Origin of the sequence: Myxococcus sp. RHSTA-1-4 (assembly GCF_020037125.1) — a bacterium.
Classification (GTDB): Bacteria; Myxococcota; Myxococcia; order Myxococcales; family Myxococcaceae; genus Myxococcus.
In genome coordinates this window covers 104,637-121,738 of record NZ_JAIQDG010000003.1, presented here as the reverse complement: position 1 = coordinate 121,738, position 17,102 = coordinate 104,637, and the positions used below count along the sequence as shown (strand labels likewise).

The following is a 17,102-nucleotide window of genomic DNA, read 5'->3' as shown; positions in this document are numbered from 1 at the left end:
GGCGCGGCAAAGGTTCACAGCACCCTCAGCGCACGCCGGTCCGCAGCAGCAGCGCACAGGCCTCGTCACGCAGTTGCAACAGCGTGTAGCGCGTGTTCCCACCGGCATTTTCCAATCCCGCCACCAGCGACAGCAGGCCGTGTGCCACCGTCCACGCGACGTTGGCCAGCCGGCGCGGCTGGAAGCCCGGAGCGAGGCGGCCCGCGCGCGCGTCCGCCTGGAGCCGGGCCTCGAGCGCGTCATTGAGCCGCGCGCTCAGCGCGTAGACGCGCTCGCGCTGCGAGCCGGACTGGCGGCCCAGGAACTGCGGCCAGAGGTAGACGACGCGGAAGGCGTCCAGGTCCTCCGCGTACAGGTCCACCTTGGCCCGCACCAGCGCCGCCAGGGCCTCCACCCCGCCGCTGGCGGAGGCCACCGCCGCCTCCAGCACCTCCACCTCGCGCGCCAGCCCCTCCACCGCCAGCTCCCCGACGAGCTCCTCCTTGGAGCGGAAGTAGTAGAAGAGCGACGGCTTGCTCAGGTCGGCCTCCGCGGCCACCGCCTCCAGCGTCAGCCCGGTGACACCTCCGCGCACCAGCACCGCGCGCGCGGCGGCGAGGATGGCCTTGCGGCGTCCCTCCTGGCGGCGCGCCTTGCGGGCCTCGCGTGCCTCCTCACCCGAAACGGGCACCTCGTCCCGGGGCGGCGCACGGCGGCGGCCGGCGGGGGACTTCCGCCCTCCTCCACTAGAGCCGGCGGAAGCCATCCACCAGCGCCTCCCGGCCACCGCGCTCCACCACGTCGCCGTGGCACACCACCACCCGCTCCGCGTCCCATGCCAGCACCTTGTCCAGCGACGCGCGCACTGCCGCCTTGTCCTTCATGACGGCCCGGGTGATGAGCGTGGGCGACAGCCGCTGCCACGCGCCGCAGAGCTTCAGGTACGCGCGGGTGAACCACGAGCCCGTCCGGTGGATGTTGAAGGCCAGGTCCGTGACGAGCACCGTGCGGCTGGGGCGGTGGAAGAAGAGGCACTCGTCCAGCTTCGGCATGCCCCGCACGAGCACCTGGTCGATGGCGCCCGCCCAGCCCGCGTCCGGCGTGTCCCCCAGCTCCACGTCGATGCGCAACTCCGGCCGCTTGCGCCTCAGGCCCGCCGGCGCCGCCACCTTCGCCTCCGGGTACGCCGCCGCCCAGTCCTGGAGGGCCAGGTGGTGCATGAGGTTGGGCGCCACCAGGAAGCGCACCGGCCCCAGCGCATCCACCGCGGCGCGCACCTCGGGGCCGAAGCGGACGGGCGAGTGCACCCACAGCCCGCCGTCCGGCAGGCGGATGACTGTCATCCGGCCTCCCAGGTCGAAGCCTCCCATACGGAAGTCGACGGTGAGAACGTGAACACCCTCGGCCACGGGTTGAAGCATGGGTACCTCCCGGGAGCTGTTTTCAACCTTCGCTCCTCATTTTGACCGCCGGTCGAAAAATCCGCAACCCGTTCCATGGGGCGGGTGACGCAAGGGGCGACGGGGCCGTTGATTTCCGGGTGGGCCCGGCGTAGGCAACCGTCCTCTTTCAACGACTTACGAAGGGTGCTCCGCACATGGCCGAGAAGCTCACGCCCCGCGAGAAGGGCTTTTCCGAGTGGTACGTCGACCTGGTCCAGAAGGCGAAGCTCGCCGACTACTCGGACGTGAAGGGCTGCATGGTCATCCGGCCCAACGGCTACGCCATCTGGGAGAACATGCAGCGGGTCCTGGACAAGATGTTCAAGGACCTGGGCCACAAGAACGCCTACTTCCCGCTGCTCATCCCCGAGAGCTACCTGAAGAAGGAGGCCGAGCACGTCGAGGGCTTCAACCCGCAGCTCGCCGTCGTCACGCACGCGGGCGGCGCCAAGCTGGAGGAGCCCTACGTCATCCGGCCCACCAGTGAGACCATCATCAACCGCTCGTTCGCCAAGTGGATTCAGAGCTACCGGGACTTGCCCCTGCTCCTGAACCAGTGGGCGAACGTGATGCGCTGGGAGATGCGCACGCGCCTGTTCCTGCGGACGACGGAGTTCCTCTGGCAGGAGGGCCACACCTGCCACGAGACGGAGGAGGACGCGGAGAAGGAGACGCTCCAGATGCTGGAGGTCTACCGGACGTTCGCCGAGGACTACATGGCGATGCCGGTGCTGCCGGGCCGCAAGTCGGAGTCGGAGCGCTTCGCCGGCGCGCTGCGCACCTACAGCATCGAGGCGATGATGCAGGACAAGAAGGCGCTGCAGGCGGGCACCAGCCACAACCTGGGGCAGAACTTCGCCAAGGCCTTCGACACGCAGTTCCAGGGCCGCGACGGCAAGCAGCACTACGTGTGGCAGACGTCGTGGGGCGTGTCCACGCGCCTCATCGGCGGCCTCATCATGACCCACTCGGATGACAACGGCCTGATTGTCCCGCCGAAGCTGGCGTCCAACCACGTGGTCATCATCCCCATCTTCGGCAAGGCGTCGGACGCGGAGAAGGCGCAGGTGCTGGAGAAGAGCCACGCGCTGGCGGCGGACCTGCGCAAGGCGGGCCTGGGCGTGACGGTGGACGACGACGAGTCCAAGGGCCCGGGCTTCAAGTACTTCGAGCACGAGCTCATCGGCACGTGCCTGCGCATCGAGCTGGGGCCCAAGGACCTGGCCAAGGACTCGTGCGTCATGGTGCGCCGGGACTTGAAGCAGAAGGAGTTCATCCCGCTGGGCGAGGCGGTGTCCAGGGCCCAGGCCATGCTGGACGCCATGCAGAAGGACCTGTTCAACAAGGCGAAGGCCTTCCGTGACGCCAACACCTTCGAGGTCAACTCCTACGAGGAGATGAAGGAGAAGGCGGACGCGGGCTTCCTGCTGGCGCACTGGAACCTGGACCCGAAGGTGGAGGCCCGCATCAAGGAGGAGACGGGGCTCACCACGCGCTGCCGGCCCTTCAGCCTCAAGCAGGAGCCGGGCAAGTGCGTCGTCACCGGCGAGCCGTCGCCGGGCCGCATCGTGTTCTCCAAGGCGTACTGAGCCGCACGTGAGCGGTTGACGGAGGGCCGGGCGCGGGGGGGTCTCCCCGCCTCCGGCCCTCTCGCCGTTTCAGTGCATGGGTGCGCGCGCTCAGACCTTGAAGGGCGTCTGGCGCTCGAACTCGCGGCTGGGGACGCCGACGACGGAGTAGTTGGGCGACTGCAGCGGCGGCATGCGGCGGCCGATGCGGTGGTGGAAGGTGCGGTGGCTGCCGCGGAACTTGCCGCCGTTGTAGACGCGCAGCAGGTTGGCGGTGAACAGGCCGTTGAAGGTGCCGTCGCTGGAGAGCTGGTTGTCCTGGCAGCCGGAGATGAGGAGCACCGTCGCCTTCATCGTCGCTTTCGGGTCCTCCTTCGGCAGCGCGTCCATGACGGCGTCGTACATGGCCTTGTTGTTGCGGTAGGTGCGCAGGGCAATGGGCAGCGGCATGTTCCTGAAGCGCTGCTCCGCGCCCTCCGTGCCCTGCACCTCCTCCGCCAGCATCCCCAGGCTGCCGCTGTTGCGCAGCGCCGCGTAGGCCAGCTTGCTCACGGTGCCGCTGTGACAACTGTCGGAGAACATCAGCACGCGCACGCCCTGCCGCAGCTTCGCCAGCGCGCCATAGATTTCGTCGTCGATGAGCTGCCCGTCATAGAGCACCCACGTCTCGTCCTCGGCGTCCGACTCGTCGTTGTTCTTGTCGGGGACCTGGCCGCCGTGCCCCGAGTACGTCAGCAGGAAGAGGTCGCCGGGCTGCAGCACCCGGGCCGCCTCGTCCATCTCCTTCAGCACCCGGGCGCGTGTCGCCTCCTTCGTCAGCACCTTGCGCACCGCCGAGTAGTTCTGCGCGCGGGCGATGAGCTCCATGTCCTCCGCGTCCGCCTCGCAGGCCAGGAGCGCTCCGTCCCATCCCGCGTAGTGGACCGGGTCCACCGAGTTCAGACCGATGTTCAACGAATATCCCTGCGCCATGAGTCACACTCCTCCCGTGTTCGCCGGAGGGAGTGCCGCTCCTGGAGTTGTGACGGCCGGAGGCGGAGAGCCCGGCGCTCAGCTCACCGCGCGCAGGGCGGGCGCCCGGGGGACGAAGGTGGCCACCGGCTCGGCCTTGCCCGCCACCGGCAGGGGCGCCGCCGGCTCGAAGTCGAACCGGCCCTGGCACTGCCGCATCGTCGCTCCGGAGACGAGCATGGGGACGCCCACCTTCTTGGTGAGCCCCTCAATCCGGCTGGCCAGGTTCACCGCGTCACCAATCACCGTGTACTCGCGCCGCTGCTCGCTGCCCACGTCGCCCACCACCACGCGCCCGGTGTGGATGCCGATGCCGATGCGCAGCGGCTCCTCGTCTCGCGCGGCGCGCTCCGCGTTGAGCGCCTCCAGCGCCTCCAGCATGGCCACGCCACAGGCCACCGCGGCCTGGGGGTGCCCGGGCAATTCCAGCGGCGCGCCAAAGTAGGCGAGGATGCCATCGCCGATGAACTTGTCGAGCGTCCCCCCATGGCGGAACACCACCTCCACCATGCGGGAGAGGTACTCGTTGAGCAGCGCCACCACCTGCGGGCTGTCCATCCGCTCGGACATGGAGGTGAAGCCGCGGATGTCGGAGAAGAGCAGCGTCACCTCCCGGTGCTCGCCGTCGCTGGACTCGCCGCCGCGCTCGGAGATTTGACGGGCCACCTCGGGGGAGAAGTAGCGGCCCAGGCGCTCGTTGTGCAGCTCCTCCTGCGCCACCTCCGTCACCAGCCGCAGCACCTGCCGGCCGATGAAGATGGCCGCCAGCGCGGCCAGCAACAGCACCCACGCGATGCCGGAGAAGAGGGGCCTCCAGTCCAGGCCCGCCACGGCGACCAGCCCCATTTCCAGGGCGATGGCCAGCACCGCGGCCGCCGCCACGCTCGCGCGCGACAGCGTCACCAGCGCCACGATGACAACCAGGACGATGTACGCCCCCAGCGTGAGCAGCGCGATGGGCACCGTGTTCGCCGGGACGTCCGTGCTCGCGAAGGCCTCGAGGATGGCCAGCCGCTGGAGGATGAAGACGGCGGGCATGTCGACAATGGCGAGCAGCAGGGCCGACCGGCTCCCGAGCGCCGGGAAGCGCCGCGCGCCCAACCACAGCATGAAGGCCAGGGACAGATAGATGGCCAGCGCGAGCAGGGGCACCCGCCACTCGTCCAGCCAGGCCAGCAACAACCAGCCCGCCGTGCCCGCGAACCGGACCCGGTTGAGCCACTCACCCACCTGCGCGCGCCAACCCTCCAGGCGGCGCTGGAGCGTGTCCTCGATATGGGGGCGCTTCCGCATGCGGGAAGGACGGTAGCCCAACCCGGCCCGCCCCCTCCAGGCAGGTTGTCCACGGCGGGCCGGGGCCGCCAGGTGGGCTATCTTCATGCTCATGGCGAGCATCGGTCACGTGGCGGTGGGCATGGCCCTGGGGCGGTACGAGGCGGGAAACATGTCCCCTGGCCGGCTGGCGGCGGCCATGACGCTGTTCTCCCTGCTCGCCCTGCTGCCGGACGCGGACGTGGTGGCCTTCCGGCTCGGCATCCCCTACTCCGCGACCTGGGGACACCGGGGCGCGTCGCACTCCCTCGTCTTCGCGGCGGGCGTGGCGCTCCTCGCGGCGGGCGTGGCCCGGGCCCTGCGCGCCCCGGCCGCGCGGTGGGGCGCGCTCACCTTCGTCGCGGTGGCCAGCCACGGCCTGCTGGATGCACTCACCAACGGCGGCCTGGGCGCGGCGCTGCTGTGGCCCTTCTCGCACGGACGCTTCTTCGCCCCCGTGCGCCCGCTGCCCGTGTCCCCCATCGGCGCGGGGATGCTGTCCGCGCGCGGGCTGTACGTCGTCGGCGTGGAGCTGCTCGCCTTCATCCCTTTCTGGACCTACGCGCTCTGGCCGCGTGGGCGCCGACAGGAGAACTGAGCCATGCGCCTGTTCACCGCCGTCACGCTGGGAGCCACGATTGAACAGCGCGCCATCGAGGAGCTGCAGCGGCTGCGCGCCGTGGCGCCACACGCCCGCTTCGTGAAGACGGAGGGTGTCCACCTCACGCTGGTGTTCCTGGGCGAGGTGGAGGAGGCGCGGCTGCCGTCCCTGCGAGAGGCGCTGGAGCCCCTGGGCCCGCGCCACGCGCCCTTCGTGCTGTCCGTGGGCGGCGGGGGCAGCTTCGGCTCACCCGCGCGCCCGCGCGTGCTCTGGGCGGACGTGCGAGGGGCGACGGACGCACTGAAGGCGCTCCAGGCGGACGCCGCCGCCGCGCTCCAGCCGCTGGGCTTCGAGCCCGAGCACCGCGAGTACACCGCGCACCTCACGCTGGCCCGCTCCAAGGACCCGCGCGGAGACCCGGCGCTGGCCCGGTGCGCGAAGGCCCTGGAGGGCTCGGACTTCGGCGAGGGACGCGTGGACCGGCTGGTCCTCTTCGAGAGCAAGGCAGGGCACTACCTGCCCCGCCTGGAGGTGCCACTCACGCGCGCGGGGTGACGGCGCTTCCGGCGGCGCTGGCACCCTGCCTGCAAAGCCAGGGTGAGGGCGCGGACAAGCGCCGGAAAGGACTCGACGATGCGGTGGAGTGTGCTCCTGGCGGTGTGGCTCGGTGCCCACGGCGCGGTCGCGGCGCCACGGGCGGGACTGGAGGAGCTGCTGCGGACGGGGGACATCGTCCTCCACACCTCGCGCTCGCGGCAGTCCCAGTTCATCCAGGCGGCGACGGAGAGCCCGCTGTCCCACGTGGGAATGGTGGAGGTGACGCCCCAGGGCGCATGGGTGGTGGAGGCGGTGCAGCCGGTGCAGCGCGTGCCCTTCTCGAAGTGGAAGGCGCGAGGCGTGAAGGGCCACATCCTGGTGCTGCGGCCGAAGGAGCTGAACGACACGCAACGTCAGCAGGCCGTGGCCTCGGCGAAGGCGCACCTGGGCAAGCCGTATGACTGGCGCTTCGGCTGGGGCGACGAGGCGATGTACTGCTCGGAGCTGGTGCACAAGGCGTACGCCCGGAGCGCGGGCGTGGAGTACGGGAAGATGGAGCGCCTGGGCTCACTCAAGGTGGCGGGGCTGGAGAAGCCCATGCGCGAGCGCTACGGGGGGAAGGTGCCCATGGATTTGGAGCTGGTGACACCCGCGAGCCTCGCCGTGGACACACGGCTGGAGGTGGTGCACTCGGACTTCCCGTCGGTGCGGTAGGGCTCCGGGGACCCATCCCCGGGATGTGAGCGCGGCTCCCACGGGGACGGGGACTGCGCGGAAGCGGGGGTGGACGGATAGGATGCGCGCCATGCGACGCGTCCTGTGGCTCCTCCCCCTCCTCGCGCTTGCTGGCTGCAAGGACAAGACTCCTCAAGGTGCCGTGAAGCTCACGGTGACGTACCAGGGCTTCCGTCCCGGCTGCGTGCTGGTGGTGGCCCGCGACGCGGCCAGTGGCCAGGAGCTCTCCCAGGAAGTGCCAGGCAAGGGCGAACCCACCGGCGGCTCCCTCGTGGTGGGCGTGCTGCCCCCTGACGGCTGGGGCAGCGTGGTGGAGGTGGTGGCCCAGGCCTACGAGCGGACCTGCGTGGGCGAGCCGGTGGTGAGCAACTCGGAGCGCGTCACGATGACGCGCGGCCAGTCGACCCCGGTGACGCTGCGGTTGCTCGCGACTGACGCGGACCATGACGGCTATGTGGATGTCCTCAGCGGCGGCACCGATTGCCGGGACAACGCGTCCACCATCAACCCGGGCGTGGCGGAGCGCTGCAACGACGACGAGGACGACAACTGCAACGGCCAGTCCGACGCGGTGGAGCTGTCGCTGGGCCAGGGCTGCACCAATGCCCAGAGCTGCGCGGGCACCTTCCGCTGCGGAAGCAACGGCGAGGTCGTCTGCTCCGTCCCCAACGCCATCGTCGCATCCCCGGACGTGGACCAGGACGGCCACGGTGACAAGAACGCTCCCTCGGTGTCCTTCTGCGATGCCGTGCCCGCGGGCTACACCACGAACGCGGCGGATGACTGCGACGACACCCGCGCCAGCGTGCGTCCCGGCGCGCAGGAGCGCTGCAACGACCTGGACGACAACTGCGATGGCAACCTGAACGAGGGCTTCCCCACGCCCGGCTCGGCCTGCACGGACGCGGCCACCCAGTGCGGCGGCCAGTACGCGTGCGACACCGTCACCGGGAATGCCGTCTGCCAGCTGACGCAGAGCCCGGCGAGCTGGGTGCTCGACGCGGACGGTGACGGGTACGGCAGCGGCACGGCCATCCAGTCCTGTGTTTCCCCGGGCACCGGGTACGTCACCCAGGCCGGAGACTGCGATGACGGCAATCCGTTCACCCGCCCGGGCGCGACGGAGCTGTGCGACCAGCTCGACAACGACTGCGACACCCAGCCCGAGTCCGCGGCCACGTGCCCGAACGGGACGCATGCATGGAGTGAGCAGACCGTCGGCTCGGGAAGCCAGGTGTGGAACTCGGTTTCCACCTGGACGGCCGGGGGTGTCTGGGCCGTGGGTGAGAACAACCGCCGCGCCGTGGTGTCGCCGGGTGGCACCACCTTCAACGTCACCACGGCCGGGTGTGGCAACGTCGGCCCCAACGCCTCGAACTCCACGGCCTGGTCCAGCGTGTGGTCAGACCCGGACAACAGCGGCCGCGCCTGGTTCGGCTCCGTCGGAGGCCGGCAGGCCTGGCAGGACCCCACCGCTTCGGGCTGCACCGAGGTCACCCTCACCGGAGTGGCCACCTACGGCATGGTGGGCCTGCGAGACACCGGGAGCCTCCTCATCTACGGCGCGAGCGACAGCTCGGTTTCCGGCGAGGGACGGGCCTTCACCTGGAGCGGCGTCGACGCGGTGACCTTCAACGACACCTCCACCAACCCCATCCTCCCCGTGTACGACGTCCACGGCGTTTCGCGGGACACCCTCTTCCTGGTCGGCGGGTACATCAGCACGCCCTCGGCCCGCGCCTACCGCTATGACCCCGCCAACAACCGGTGGGTGAACGAGAACATCCAGAACAGCGTTTCAGGCGTGGCCCGCCTCGTGAGTGTCTGGGTGGTGAACGCGAAGCTCGCCTTCGCCGTGGGTGACTCCGGCTCCGCGGTGAGGTGGAACGGCACGACCTGGAGCAAGCTGACCTTCCCCAACACCCACGACCTGACCTCCGTCGTCGCCTTCGGCGCGTCCTCGGCCTATGCCACCTGCGCGAGTGGCCACATCTACCGGTACAACGGCCAGAGCTGGCAGCAGATCCACACGGTCTCGGGCGCCCGGTTCAACGACATCGCCGGCACCAGCCCGGCGGACCTGTGGGTGGTGGGCGATGGAGGCCGAATCCTCCACTGGCCGCAGTGACGCGGCTCAGCGTCCCCGCCGCGCCACCACGAAGCGGCGGGTGAAGAGGAACGGCGTGCCGCGCGCGTGCGCCGGGTAGGACTGGCGCAGCAGCGGCCGCAGCGTGTCCAGGAAGGCCCGCCCCTCCTCGGGCTCCAGCGCCGCCAGCACCGGCCGCAGCGTGGTGCCCAGCAGCCACTCCAGCACCGCGTCCTCGCCCGGGAGCACGTGCAGGTACGCCGTCTCCCACGCGTCCACCACCAGCCCCAGGCCGGACAGCAGCTCCTCGTAGGCGGCGATGGACTCCGCATGGCCGCGGCGGACCTGGGCCAGCTTCGCCGCGAAGCGCGGCAGGGTCCGCACCTCGTCGATGTGACGGTGCGAGGGGGCGTCGAAGTTGGCCGGCACCTGGAAGGCCAGCACCCCTCCCGGGGCCAGCTTCGCCACCAGCCGCAGCAGCAGCGCGCCATGGTCCGGTACCCAGTGCAGCGCCGCGTTGGAGACGAGCACGTCCAGCGGCGCGGGCGGCTCCCAGCCCGCCAGGTCCGCCACCTCGAAGCGCAGCGACTCCGGCGCGGGGCGGCGGCGTGCCTCCTCCACCATGGCGGCGGACGAATCCACGCCGTACACCCGGGCGCCCTTCCAGCGCTCGGCCAGCACGCGCGTGAGGTCTCCCGTGCCGCAGCCCAGGTCCGCCACGTGCGAGGGCGCGTCCACGTCCACGCGCGCCAGCAACTCGAAGAAGGGGCGCTTCCGCTCGTCACGGAAGTGCGAGTACCGCGCCGGGTCCCACATGACGGCCACCTCCAGGCGGTGCGGCGGGCACCGCGCGCCAGGAGGCATAACGCGCCGGGTGGCTCAGCGCCTCACCCGCGGCACTCGGCGCGCTGGAAGGGAAACCGGGCCCGGCAGGCTGCCTTCCTCCGGGCGCGCTCCCTCAGGGAGAGGGCGCCCGGAGCGAGGAGCGGACTACTTCGTGCCCTTACGGCGGCGGGTGCCCGCGTCGGGAGCGGCGCCCGCGTCCGCGGCGCCCATCTCCGTGGCCGGGCCGGTCTCGGTCATCATCCCGGCGTCGGCCGTGCCGGCATCCGCGCCAGCCGCGCCGGCGCGCTGCACCGGGGGCGGCGGGTTGACGAGCGCCAGCGAGCCCAGGAACTCGTCCGCGCCCGGAGCGCCGATGCTCGGGTTGTAGAGGACGAGCATGGTGTAGAGGCGCGGGCCCACCAGGTAGTTGCGCGCCTTCACCTCGCCGTTGGGCGAGGACACCGTGTAGGACTTCCCGGGGTAACCGTCGATGGTGATTTCCTGCTCGTTGCTGACGGTGCCCTTGAGCTGGTTCGTAAGCCCGTCACGGCCCTCGTTGAGGAAGGCCTCCGGGGGACGGGCGGCGACGACCTTCTCCGGGTAGTCCGCGGTGCTGATGGAGAAGATGACGCCCTCGGGCGTCTGCAGCGAGTACGCGGCCGTGGCCACGTCACCCGCCGGGATGGTGACCTTCTGCCGCTGGACCTGCGGCTGCCCCGGCATCTTCACGGAGAAGCCCTCTTCCGCGTTCACCGTGTTCATCATCGAGGCGGTGTCGGCGGCGGGGGCGCCGGTGTCGCCACCCTCTCCGGGAAGCTCCTCAATCGTCGAGGTGGCTTGCTTGTCGTCGGCGGGCTTCTGCTGACCGGCGCACGCGGCGGCAATCAGCGCGAGGGTGGCAACGGCGGCGAGAAGACGGGACAACGGGGGCATGGGCACGCTTCCTGAGTGTGGTTGAACGCGGCGCGTCGAAATAAACTAGACGAATTGATTGCCTGCTGACTACCCGAGATTGGGGGGCTCGCCAGTTTCCTTGCGACTTGTTTCACCGGACATCGTCAGCGGGAGGACGTCTCAAGTCCCCCTTGACGAAAAGACATCCGGGAGCCGCCCCCCGGTCCAGCGCCCTATTCGCCGAGGTACGCGCGGCGCACCTCGGGGCTGTCCAGCAGCGCCCTGCCGGGCCCCGCCATCACCACCTCGCCCGTCTCCAGCACGTAGCCGTAGTGGGCCGAGTTGAGCGCCAGGTGAGCGTTCTGCTCCACCAGCAGCACGCTCACCCCGGTGGCGTTCACCTCGCGCAGGGTGCGGAAGATGGTCTCCGTCACCTGCGGCGCCAGGCCCAGGGAGGGCTCGTCCAGCAGCAACAACTGGGGCCGGCTCAGGAGCGCGCGGGCGATGGCCAGCATCTGCTGCTCGCCGCCGGACAGCGTCCCCGCGAGCTGCCTGCGCCGCTCCTTGAGCACCGGGAAGAGCGTGAAGCCCTTCTCCATGTCCTCCTGGACGGCGGCCGTGTCCTTGCGCAGGTACGCGCCCAGCTCCAGGTTCTCCTGCACGGTGAGGTTGGGGAAGACGCCCCGCCCCTCCGGCGCGTGCGCCATGCCGCGAGGCACCAGCTGGTGCGCCTTCAGGTTCGTGGTGTCCTTGCCGTCGAGGGTGATGCGCCCGGCGCTGGGCTTGAGCATGCCGCTCACCGCGCGCAGGGTGCTCGTCTTGCCCGCGCCGTTGGCGCCGATGAGGGCCACCACCTCGCCCTTGCCCACCGTCAGCGACACGCCCTTGAGCGCCTGGATGGCGCCGTAGTGCACCTTGATGCCGTCCACCGCCAGCAGCGGCGGGAAGGCCCGGCGCTCGCCCAGCGTCTTCACCTGCGCCTCGCTCACGCCGCCCCTCCGTGGCTCTCCAGGTAGCTGTCACCCAGGTAGGCCTCGATGACCTTCCTGTCGCTGCGCACCTGCGCCGGAGCGCCCCGGGCAATCGTCTCCCCGTGGTCCAGCACGGTGATGTGCTCGCAGATGCCCATGACCAGCTTCATGTCGTGCTCGATGACCAGCACGCCCAATTGGAAGTCGTCCCGCAGCTTGCGGATGAGCACCATCAGGTCCGCCTTCTCGCGGGTGTTCATGCCCGCCGCGGGCTCGTCCAGCAGCAGCACCTTCGGCTTCGTGCCCAGCGCGCGCGCAATCTCCAGCCGGCGCTGCTCGCCGTAGGGCAGGTTGCGCGCCTCCTCGTCCCGGCGGTGGGAGAGGCCCATGACCTCCAGCAGGTGCTCCGCCTGCCGCGTCAGCTCCCGCTCCTCCGTCTGGAAGCGCGGGGTGAGCAGCAGCGCCCGCCACCAGTCGCGGTAGTTGGCCAGCGCGTTCTTCGCCTTCCCGCCGAACCCCGTGTCATGCGGGTGCAGCGCGCCCTGCGCCCGGCACGCCACCTTCACGTTGTCCAGCGCGGTGAGCGCGCGGAACAGGCGGATGTTCTGGAAGGTGCGCGCCAGCCCCAGGTGGTTGATTTGATGAGGCTTGAGCCCGTTCACCCGCAGGCCGCCCACGCGCACCTCGCCCCGGGTGGGCTGGTACACGCCCGTCAGCACGTTGAACGCGGTGGACTTGCCCGCGCCGTTGGGGCCGATGAGGCCCTGCAGGTCTCCCTGGCGGATGGTGAGGGAGAAGTCCGTCAGCGCCTTGAGGCCGCCGAACTGGATGCTCACCCCGTCCGCCTGGAGCAGCGGGGCCCCGGACCCGACACTCGCCTGCACCGCCGCGCTCACGACAGCCCCCTGCGCCGGCGCGGAATCCACCGCGGCAGCACGTCCCAGATTTCACGCATGCCGAACAGGCCCTGCGGCCTCGACAGCATCAGCGCCACCAGCATCAGGCCGTAGATGGGCATGCGAATCTGGTCCACCTTCTGCGCCAGCGTGCCCTCGGTGCCCAGCGCGTTGAACAGCGAGCGCAGGCCCTCCGGCAGCAGCGTGAGGAAGATGGCCGCGACGATGGCGCCCGTGGTGGAGCCAAGGCCCCCCAGCACCACCATGACGACGATTTCCATCGACTTCACGAAGGTGAAGGAGCCGGGGTTGATGATGGGCACGAAGTGCGCGAACAGCCCGCCGGCGATGCCCGCGAAGAACGACGAGATGACGAACGAGCGGACCTTGTAGCCGGTGGTGTCCACGCCCATGGCCTCGGCGGCCACCTCGTCCTCGCGGATGGCCCACAGGCTGCGGCCATGGCTGGAGCCGGCGATGCGCCGCGCCACCAGCACGACGAGGAAGACCCAGAAGTAGACCATGTACGGACTGGAGTACTGGGGGATGCCGGACAGGCCCAGCGCGCGGCCGAAGGCGTCCGTGTTCTGCACCACCACGCGGATGATTTCGCCGAAGCCCAGCGTGACAATCGCCAGGTAGTCACCGCGCAGCCGCAGCGAGGGCAGGCCCACCAGGAAGCCGCACGCCGCCGCGGCCAGCCCGCCCACCAGCAGCGCCACGGTGAAGAGCACCTGGTCGCTGGCGGCCACCGGGAGGAAGGACAGCGCCACCTCCTTGAGGTTCAGCGACAGCACGCCGGAGATGTACGCCCCCACCGCCATGAAGCCCGCATGGCCGATGGAGAACTGGCCCGTCATGCCGTTCACGATGTTGAGGCTCACCGCGAGGATGATGTTCACCCCCATCACCGACAGGAGGTAGACGGCGAAGGGGGACTCGCTGAGCAACCACTGGAACAGCGCCAGCACGGGCAGCGCCACCAGCACGGGGAAGATGCCGCGCAGGCTGGCCGGAATGGGCGAGCGGGCCTCGGGGACGGGGAGCGCCGGAGTCTCCATCATCACACCTTCTCCGCGGCGACGCGGCCGAAGAGCCCGCCCGGCTTCACCAGCAGCACCAGGATGAGGAAGCCGAAGGCCACCGCGTCACGCCAGGTACTGGCCGCGTAGCCCACCACGAACTCCTCCACCAGCCCGAGCACCAGCGCACCCACCACCGCGCCCGGCACGTGGCCGATGCCGCCAATCACCGCCGCGACGAAGGCCTTCAGGCCCACGTACAGCCCCATCAGCGGGCTCACCGACGTGTCCTTGATGGCGTAGAGCAGGCCCGCGCCCGCCGCCAGCGCGCTGCCCAGCATGAACGTCAGGGCAATCACGCGGTCGGTGGGGATGCCCATCAGCGCCGCCACCCGGTGGTCCCAGGACACGGCCCGCATCGCCCGCCCGAAGCGCGTGCGGAACACGAGGTACTGCAGCCCCACCATCAGCGCCACGGCGATGAGGAAGCTGATGACCTGCCAGTTCCAGACGACGACGTCGCGGTCGCCGATGATGAGCCACTCCGTCGGCTCGATGACCTCCGGGAAGGCCCGGGGAGACGCGCCCGGCAGGAAGCCGATGTCGAGCTGGAAGCCGTAGGACAGCGCGAAGGAGATGCCGATGGCGGTGATGAGCGCCGTCAGCCGGGGCTTCTCGCGCAGCGGCCGGTACGCGAACCGCTCGATGAGGAAGCCGAGCAGCGCGCAGCCCAGCATGGCCACGGCGAAGATGAGCGCCACGCCCAGCAACGAGCTACGCGCCTCGCGGCCCAGCACGAAGGCGGTGGCGTAGCCCATGTAGACGCCGACCATCATGACGTCGCCATGGGCGAAGTTGATGAGCTTGAGGACGCCGTACACCATCGTGTAGCCGAGCGCGACGAGCGCGTAGATGGTGCCGGCGGCCAGACCGTTGATGAGGTGCTGGAGGAGCTGCGCCATTAGGGGTTGACCGTGGTGACGTACTCCGTCTTCCCGTCTCCGACCTTCAGGACGACGGCGGACTTCACGGCGTTCCGCTTGTCGTCCAGGGTGATGGTGCCCGCCACGCCCGGGAAGTCCTTCGTCTGGGCGATGGCGTCACGCACGGACGGACCGCTCAGGTCCTTGGCGCGCTCCAGGGCGGCGAGGGCCACGCGGGCCGCGTCGTAGCCGAGCGCCGCCAGCGCGTCCGGCACGCTGCCGTAGGCGGCCTTGTAGTCGGCGATGAACTTCTGCACGCGCGGATCCGGGTTGTCCGGCGAGTAGTGGTTGGAGAAGTAGCTGCCCTGGATGGCGCTGCCGCCCAGCTCGAAGAGCTTCTCGGAGTCCCAGCCGTCGCCGCCCATCAGCGGGACCTTCAGGCCCACCTCGCGCGCCTGGCGGGCGATGACGCCCACCTCGCTGTAGTAGCCCGGCACGTAGATGCCGTCCGGCTGCGTCTTGCGGATGGCGGTGAGCTGCGCGCGGTAGTCCGTGTCACCCTGGCTGTAGCTCTCCGTGGTGGTGACCTTGCCGCCCATCTCCGTGAACTTGCGCGTGAAGACGTCCGACAGGTCGATGGAGTAGGCGCTCTTGTTGTCCTGCAGCACCGCCACCTTGTTGAGCTTCAGGTCCTCGCGGGCGAACTTCGCCATCACATAGCCCTGGAACGGGTCGATGAAGCAGACGCGGAAGATGTAGTCGCCCTTCTGCGTGACGGTGGTGTTGGTGGAGGAGGGCGTAATCATCGGCACGCCCGCCGCCTGCGCCTTCTCCGCCATGGCCAGCGAGTTGGACGAGGCCACGTCACCGAGGATGAGCACCACCTTGTCCTGCGTAATCAGGCGGGTGGTGGCCTGGGCGGCCTCCTCCGGCTTGCTCTGGTTGTCGTAGACGCGAATCGCCAGCTTCTTGCCCTTCACCCCACCGGCGGCGTTGGCCTCCTTGATGGCCATCTCGATGCCATTGCGCGTGGAGATGCCGAAGGTGGCCTGCCCACCGGTGAGCGCGCCCACCTGCCCCAGGAGGATGACGTCCGCGCCGGCCGGGGCCTCGCCACCGGGCGTGGCGGGCTTGCCCTGCTGCGTGGCCTGCGTGCCTCCTTCACCGGACGGGGCGGGCTGCGTCTTCTTCTCGCAAGCGGCCGCCAGGAAGGCGAGCGCGGCGAGCAGCATCGGGGCAAGTCGTCGCATGCGGGGCTTCCCTCTTCAGGGGGGACACGGCAAAGCCCCGGTTTTCTAGGGGAGCCCTCTCCATGGGTCAAGCTCACAACCGAGCCGCCCCATGCCCCACATGCGCCGTGCACTGCGTCAGTCAGGAGTGCAACCCATCCACCGGGCCGTCGTGAAGCACCTCACCCTGCTCCTCCACCTCCGCCGTCTCCCGGCGGACGGTGGTGTGCACCTGGCGCATCTCCTCGACGGTGGATTTGGAGATGGAGACCTCCTGCCAGACATGGGCCGTCCTGGTGAACTCCACCCGCTCCTCGTACAGGGGGATGACGAGCGTGTGCTCCTCGAAGGGCGCCGCCCCACCCGGCACGGCACGGCCCTCCGCCCCCCGGGCGGCCTCGCCCCCGTGCTCCTCGGCGGACACCCGCGCCACCACCAATTCCTCGCGCCGCACGGGAATGGAGAAATGTTTCACCTCCGTCCGGACCACCTTGTGCAGGCGGAGCTGACCCACCTCGTGCAGCACGGTGCGCGGGAGTGCCTCCTCGCGGGCCAGGGGGACGACGATGTCCTGCGACTCGCCGAAGGTCCCCGCCCGCACGGCCTCCGGACGGCGAGCGGCCGCCTCCTCGCGCGTACCCGGGCCGGGTGCCACCTCGTACCGAGTGAGGCCCAGGTGCACCTCGCCGTCGCGCACCGCCACCACATCGCCGTAGCGGGCCACGTAGTCCCGTGCCCGGAGCAGCCCGCGCTCGACGACGAAGGTGTCCTCGCCGCAGCCCACCACGGTGCCCAGCCGCGCACCGTCCGCCGTGAAGACCCGCATCCCTTCCCGTACGTCCCAGCGCATGCCGTGCTCCTCCCGAGTCGCTCAGCGCCCCTGCCGCGTGCTCGCCTGACTGGTGCGCATGGACCTCTCCCGCGCGGGCACTCATGGCCTGTCGGCACGCGTACGGAAGGTGGGGTGGGCCCTCTCATGGTGAGAAGTCCCAGGCTGGGACACCCGCCTGCCGTCGCGCTCCTCGGCTCGGGGGGAGGCGGGGAGGCGGGCGTGCGTCCGGGCGGGCAGGCG

General features: G+C 70.3%; 17 protein-coding genes. 5 read left to right on the top strand and 12 right to left on the bottom strand.

The window, feature by feature from the left end; genetic code table 11:
- Nucleotides 1-25: 25 nt before the first annotated feature.
- Nucleotides 26-670 (bottom strand): TetR/AcrR family transcriptional regulator, encoded by a 645-nt coding sequence (locus K8638_RS06325; protein WP_223753509.1) that lies wholly within the window; start codon nucleotides 668-670, stop codon nucleotides 26-28.
- Between the two features lie 55 nt (nucleotides 671-725).
- Entirely contained in the window at nucleotides 726-1,400 is a 675-nt protein-coding gene (locus K8638_RS06320; protein ID WP_223753508.1) for a DUF4336 domain-containing protein, read from the bottom strand.
- Nucleotides 1,401-1,576: 176 nt separating this feature from the next.
- On the opposite strand from K8638_RS06320, the gene proS reads away from it, so the two are divergent.
- Complete coding sequence (gene proS / locus K8638_RS06315) at nucleotides 1,577-3,010, top strand: proline--tRNA ligase (RefSeq protein ID WP_223753507.1); 1,434 nt, start codon at nucleotides 1,577-1,579, stop codon at nucleotides 3,008-3,010.
- 90 nt (nucleotides 3,011-3,100) lie between these two features.
- On the opposite strand, the gene K8638_RS06310 is transcribed toward proS, so the two are convergent.
- Entirely contained in the window at nucleotides 3,101-3,961 is an 861-nt protein-coding gene (locus tag K8638_RS06310; RefSeq protein WP_223753506.1) for a caspase family protein, read from the bottom strand.
- Nucleotides 3,962-4,039: 78 nt separating this feature from the next.
- Complete coding sequence (locus tag K8638_RS06305) at nucleotides 4,040-5,293, bottom strand: adenylate/guanylate cyclase domain-containing protein (protein ID WP_223753505.1); 1,254 nt, start codon at nucleotides 5,291-5,293, stop codon at nucleotides 4,040-4,042.
- An 85-nt stretch (nucleotides 5,294-5,378) separates the two neighbouring features.
- Between K8638_RS06305 and K8638_RS06300 the strand changes: the two genes are divergently transcribed.
- From K8638_RS06300 to K8638_RS06285, 4 genes are all read left to right on the top strand, one after another.
- The gene (locus K8638_RS06300; RefSeq protein WP_223753504.1) at nucleotides 5,379-5,909 is read left to right on the top strand and encodes a metal-dependent hydrolase; all 531 of its coding nucleotides are present in this window, start codon (nucleotides 5,379-5,381) and stop codon (nucleotides 5,907-5,909) included.
- 3 nt (nucleotides 5,910-5,912) lie between these two features.
- Complete coding sequence (thpR, locus tag K8638_RS06295; protein ID WP_223753503.1) at nucleotides 5,913-6,467, top strand: RNA 2',3'-cyclic phosphodiesterase; 555 nt, start codon at nucleotides 5,913-5,915, stop codon at nucleotides 6,465-6,467.
- A 78-nt stretch (nucleotides 6,468-6,545) separates the two neighbouring features.
- Nucleotides 6,546-7,163, top strand: coding sequence for a YiiX family permuted papain-like enzyme (locus tag K8638_RS06290; RefSeq protein WP_223753502.1), 618 nt, complete (start codon nucleotides 6,546-6,548; stop codon nucleotides 7,161-7,163).
- Nucleotides 7,164-7,254: 91 nt separating this feature from the next.
- Nucleotides 7,255-9,312 (top strand): putative metal-binding motif-containing protein, encoded by a 2,058-nt coding sequence (locus K8638_RS06285; RefSeq protein WP_223753501.1) that lies wholly within the window; start codon nucleotides 7,255-7,257, stop codon nucleotides 9,310-9,312.
- A 6-nt stretch (nucleotides 9,313-9,318) separates the two neighbouring features.
- On the opposite strand, the gene K8638_RS06280 is transcribed toward K8638_RS06285, so the two are convergent.
- From K8638_RS06280 to K8638_RS06245, 8 genes are all read right to left on the bottom strand, one after another.
- Nucleotides 9,319-10,086, bottom strand: coding sequence for a methyltransferase domain-containing protein (locus K8638_RS06280; RefSeq protein ID WP_223753500.1), 768 nt, complete (start codon nucleotides 10,084-10,086; stop codon nucleotides 9,319-9,321).
- Nucleotides 10,087-10,260: 174 nt separating this feature from the next.
- Nucleotides 10,261-11,028, bottom strand: a complete 768-nt coding sequence (locus K8638_RS06275) for a hypothetical protein (RefSeq protein ID WP_223753499.1) — start codon at nucleotides 11,026-11,028, stop codon at nucleotides 10,261-10,263.
- A 194-nt stretch (nucleotides 11,029-11,222) separates the two neighbouring features.
- Nucleotides 11,223-11,978 carry an ABC transporter ATP-binding protein gene (locus K8638_RS06270; protein ID WP_223753498.1) on the bottom strand — a complete coding sequence of 252 codons (756 nt, stop codon included), beginning with the start codon at nucleotides 11,976-11,978 and terminating at the stop codon, nucleotides 11,223-11,225.
- A complete protein-coding gene (locus K8638_RS06265; protein ID WP_223753497.1) occupies nucleotides 11,975-12,856 on the bottom strand; it encodes an ABC transporter ATP-binding protein in 882 nt (293 codons plus the stop codon). Before K8638_RS06265 ends, K8638_RS06270 begins: the two co-directional genes overlap by 4 nt.
- Nucleotides 12,853-13,917: a branched-chain amino acid ABC transporter permease gene (locus tag K8638_RS06260; protein WP_223753765.1), complete on the bottom strand. Its 1,065-nt coding sequence runs from the start codon at nucleotides 13,915-13,917 to the stop codon at nucleotides 12,853-12,855. The genes K8638_RS06265 and K8638_RS06260 overlap by 4 nt, the downstream gene beginning before the upstream one ends.
- A 2-nt stretch (nucleotides 13,918-13,919) precedes the next feature.
- Nucleotides 13,920-14,840: a branched-chain amino acid ABC transporter permease gene (locus K8638_RS06255; RefSeq protein WP_223753496.1), complete on the bottom strand. Its 921-nt coding sequence runs from the start codon at nucleotides 14,838-14,840 to the stop codon at nucleotides 13,920-13,922.
- Nucleotides 14,840-16,051 carry an ABC transporter substrate-binding protein gene (locus tag K8638_RS06250; RefSeq protein WP_223753495.1) on the bottom strand — a complete coding sequence of 404 codons (1,212 nt, stop codon included), beginning with the start codon at nucleotides 16,049-16,051 and terminating at the stop codon, nucleotides 14,840-14,842. Before K8638_RS06250 ends, K8638_RS06255 begins: the two co-directional genes overlap by 1 nt.
- Before the next feature lie 121 nt (nucleotides 16,052-16,172).
- Nucleotides 16,173-16,880, bottom strand: a complete 708-nt coding sequence (locus tag K8638_RS06245; RefSeq protein ID WP_223753494.1) for a YsnF/AvaK domain-containing protein — start codon at nucleotides 16,878-16,880, stop codon at nucleotides 16,173-16,175.
- Nucleotides 16,881-17,102 lie beyond the last annotated feature (222 nt).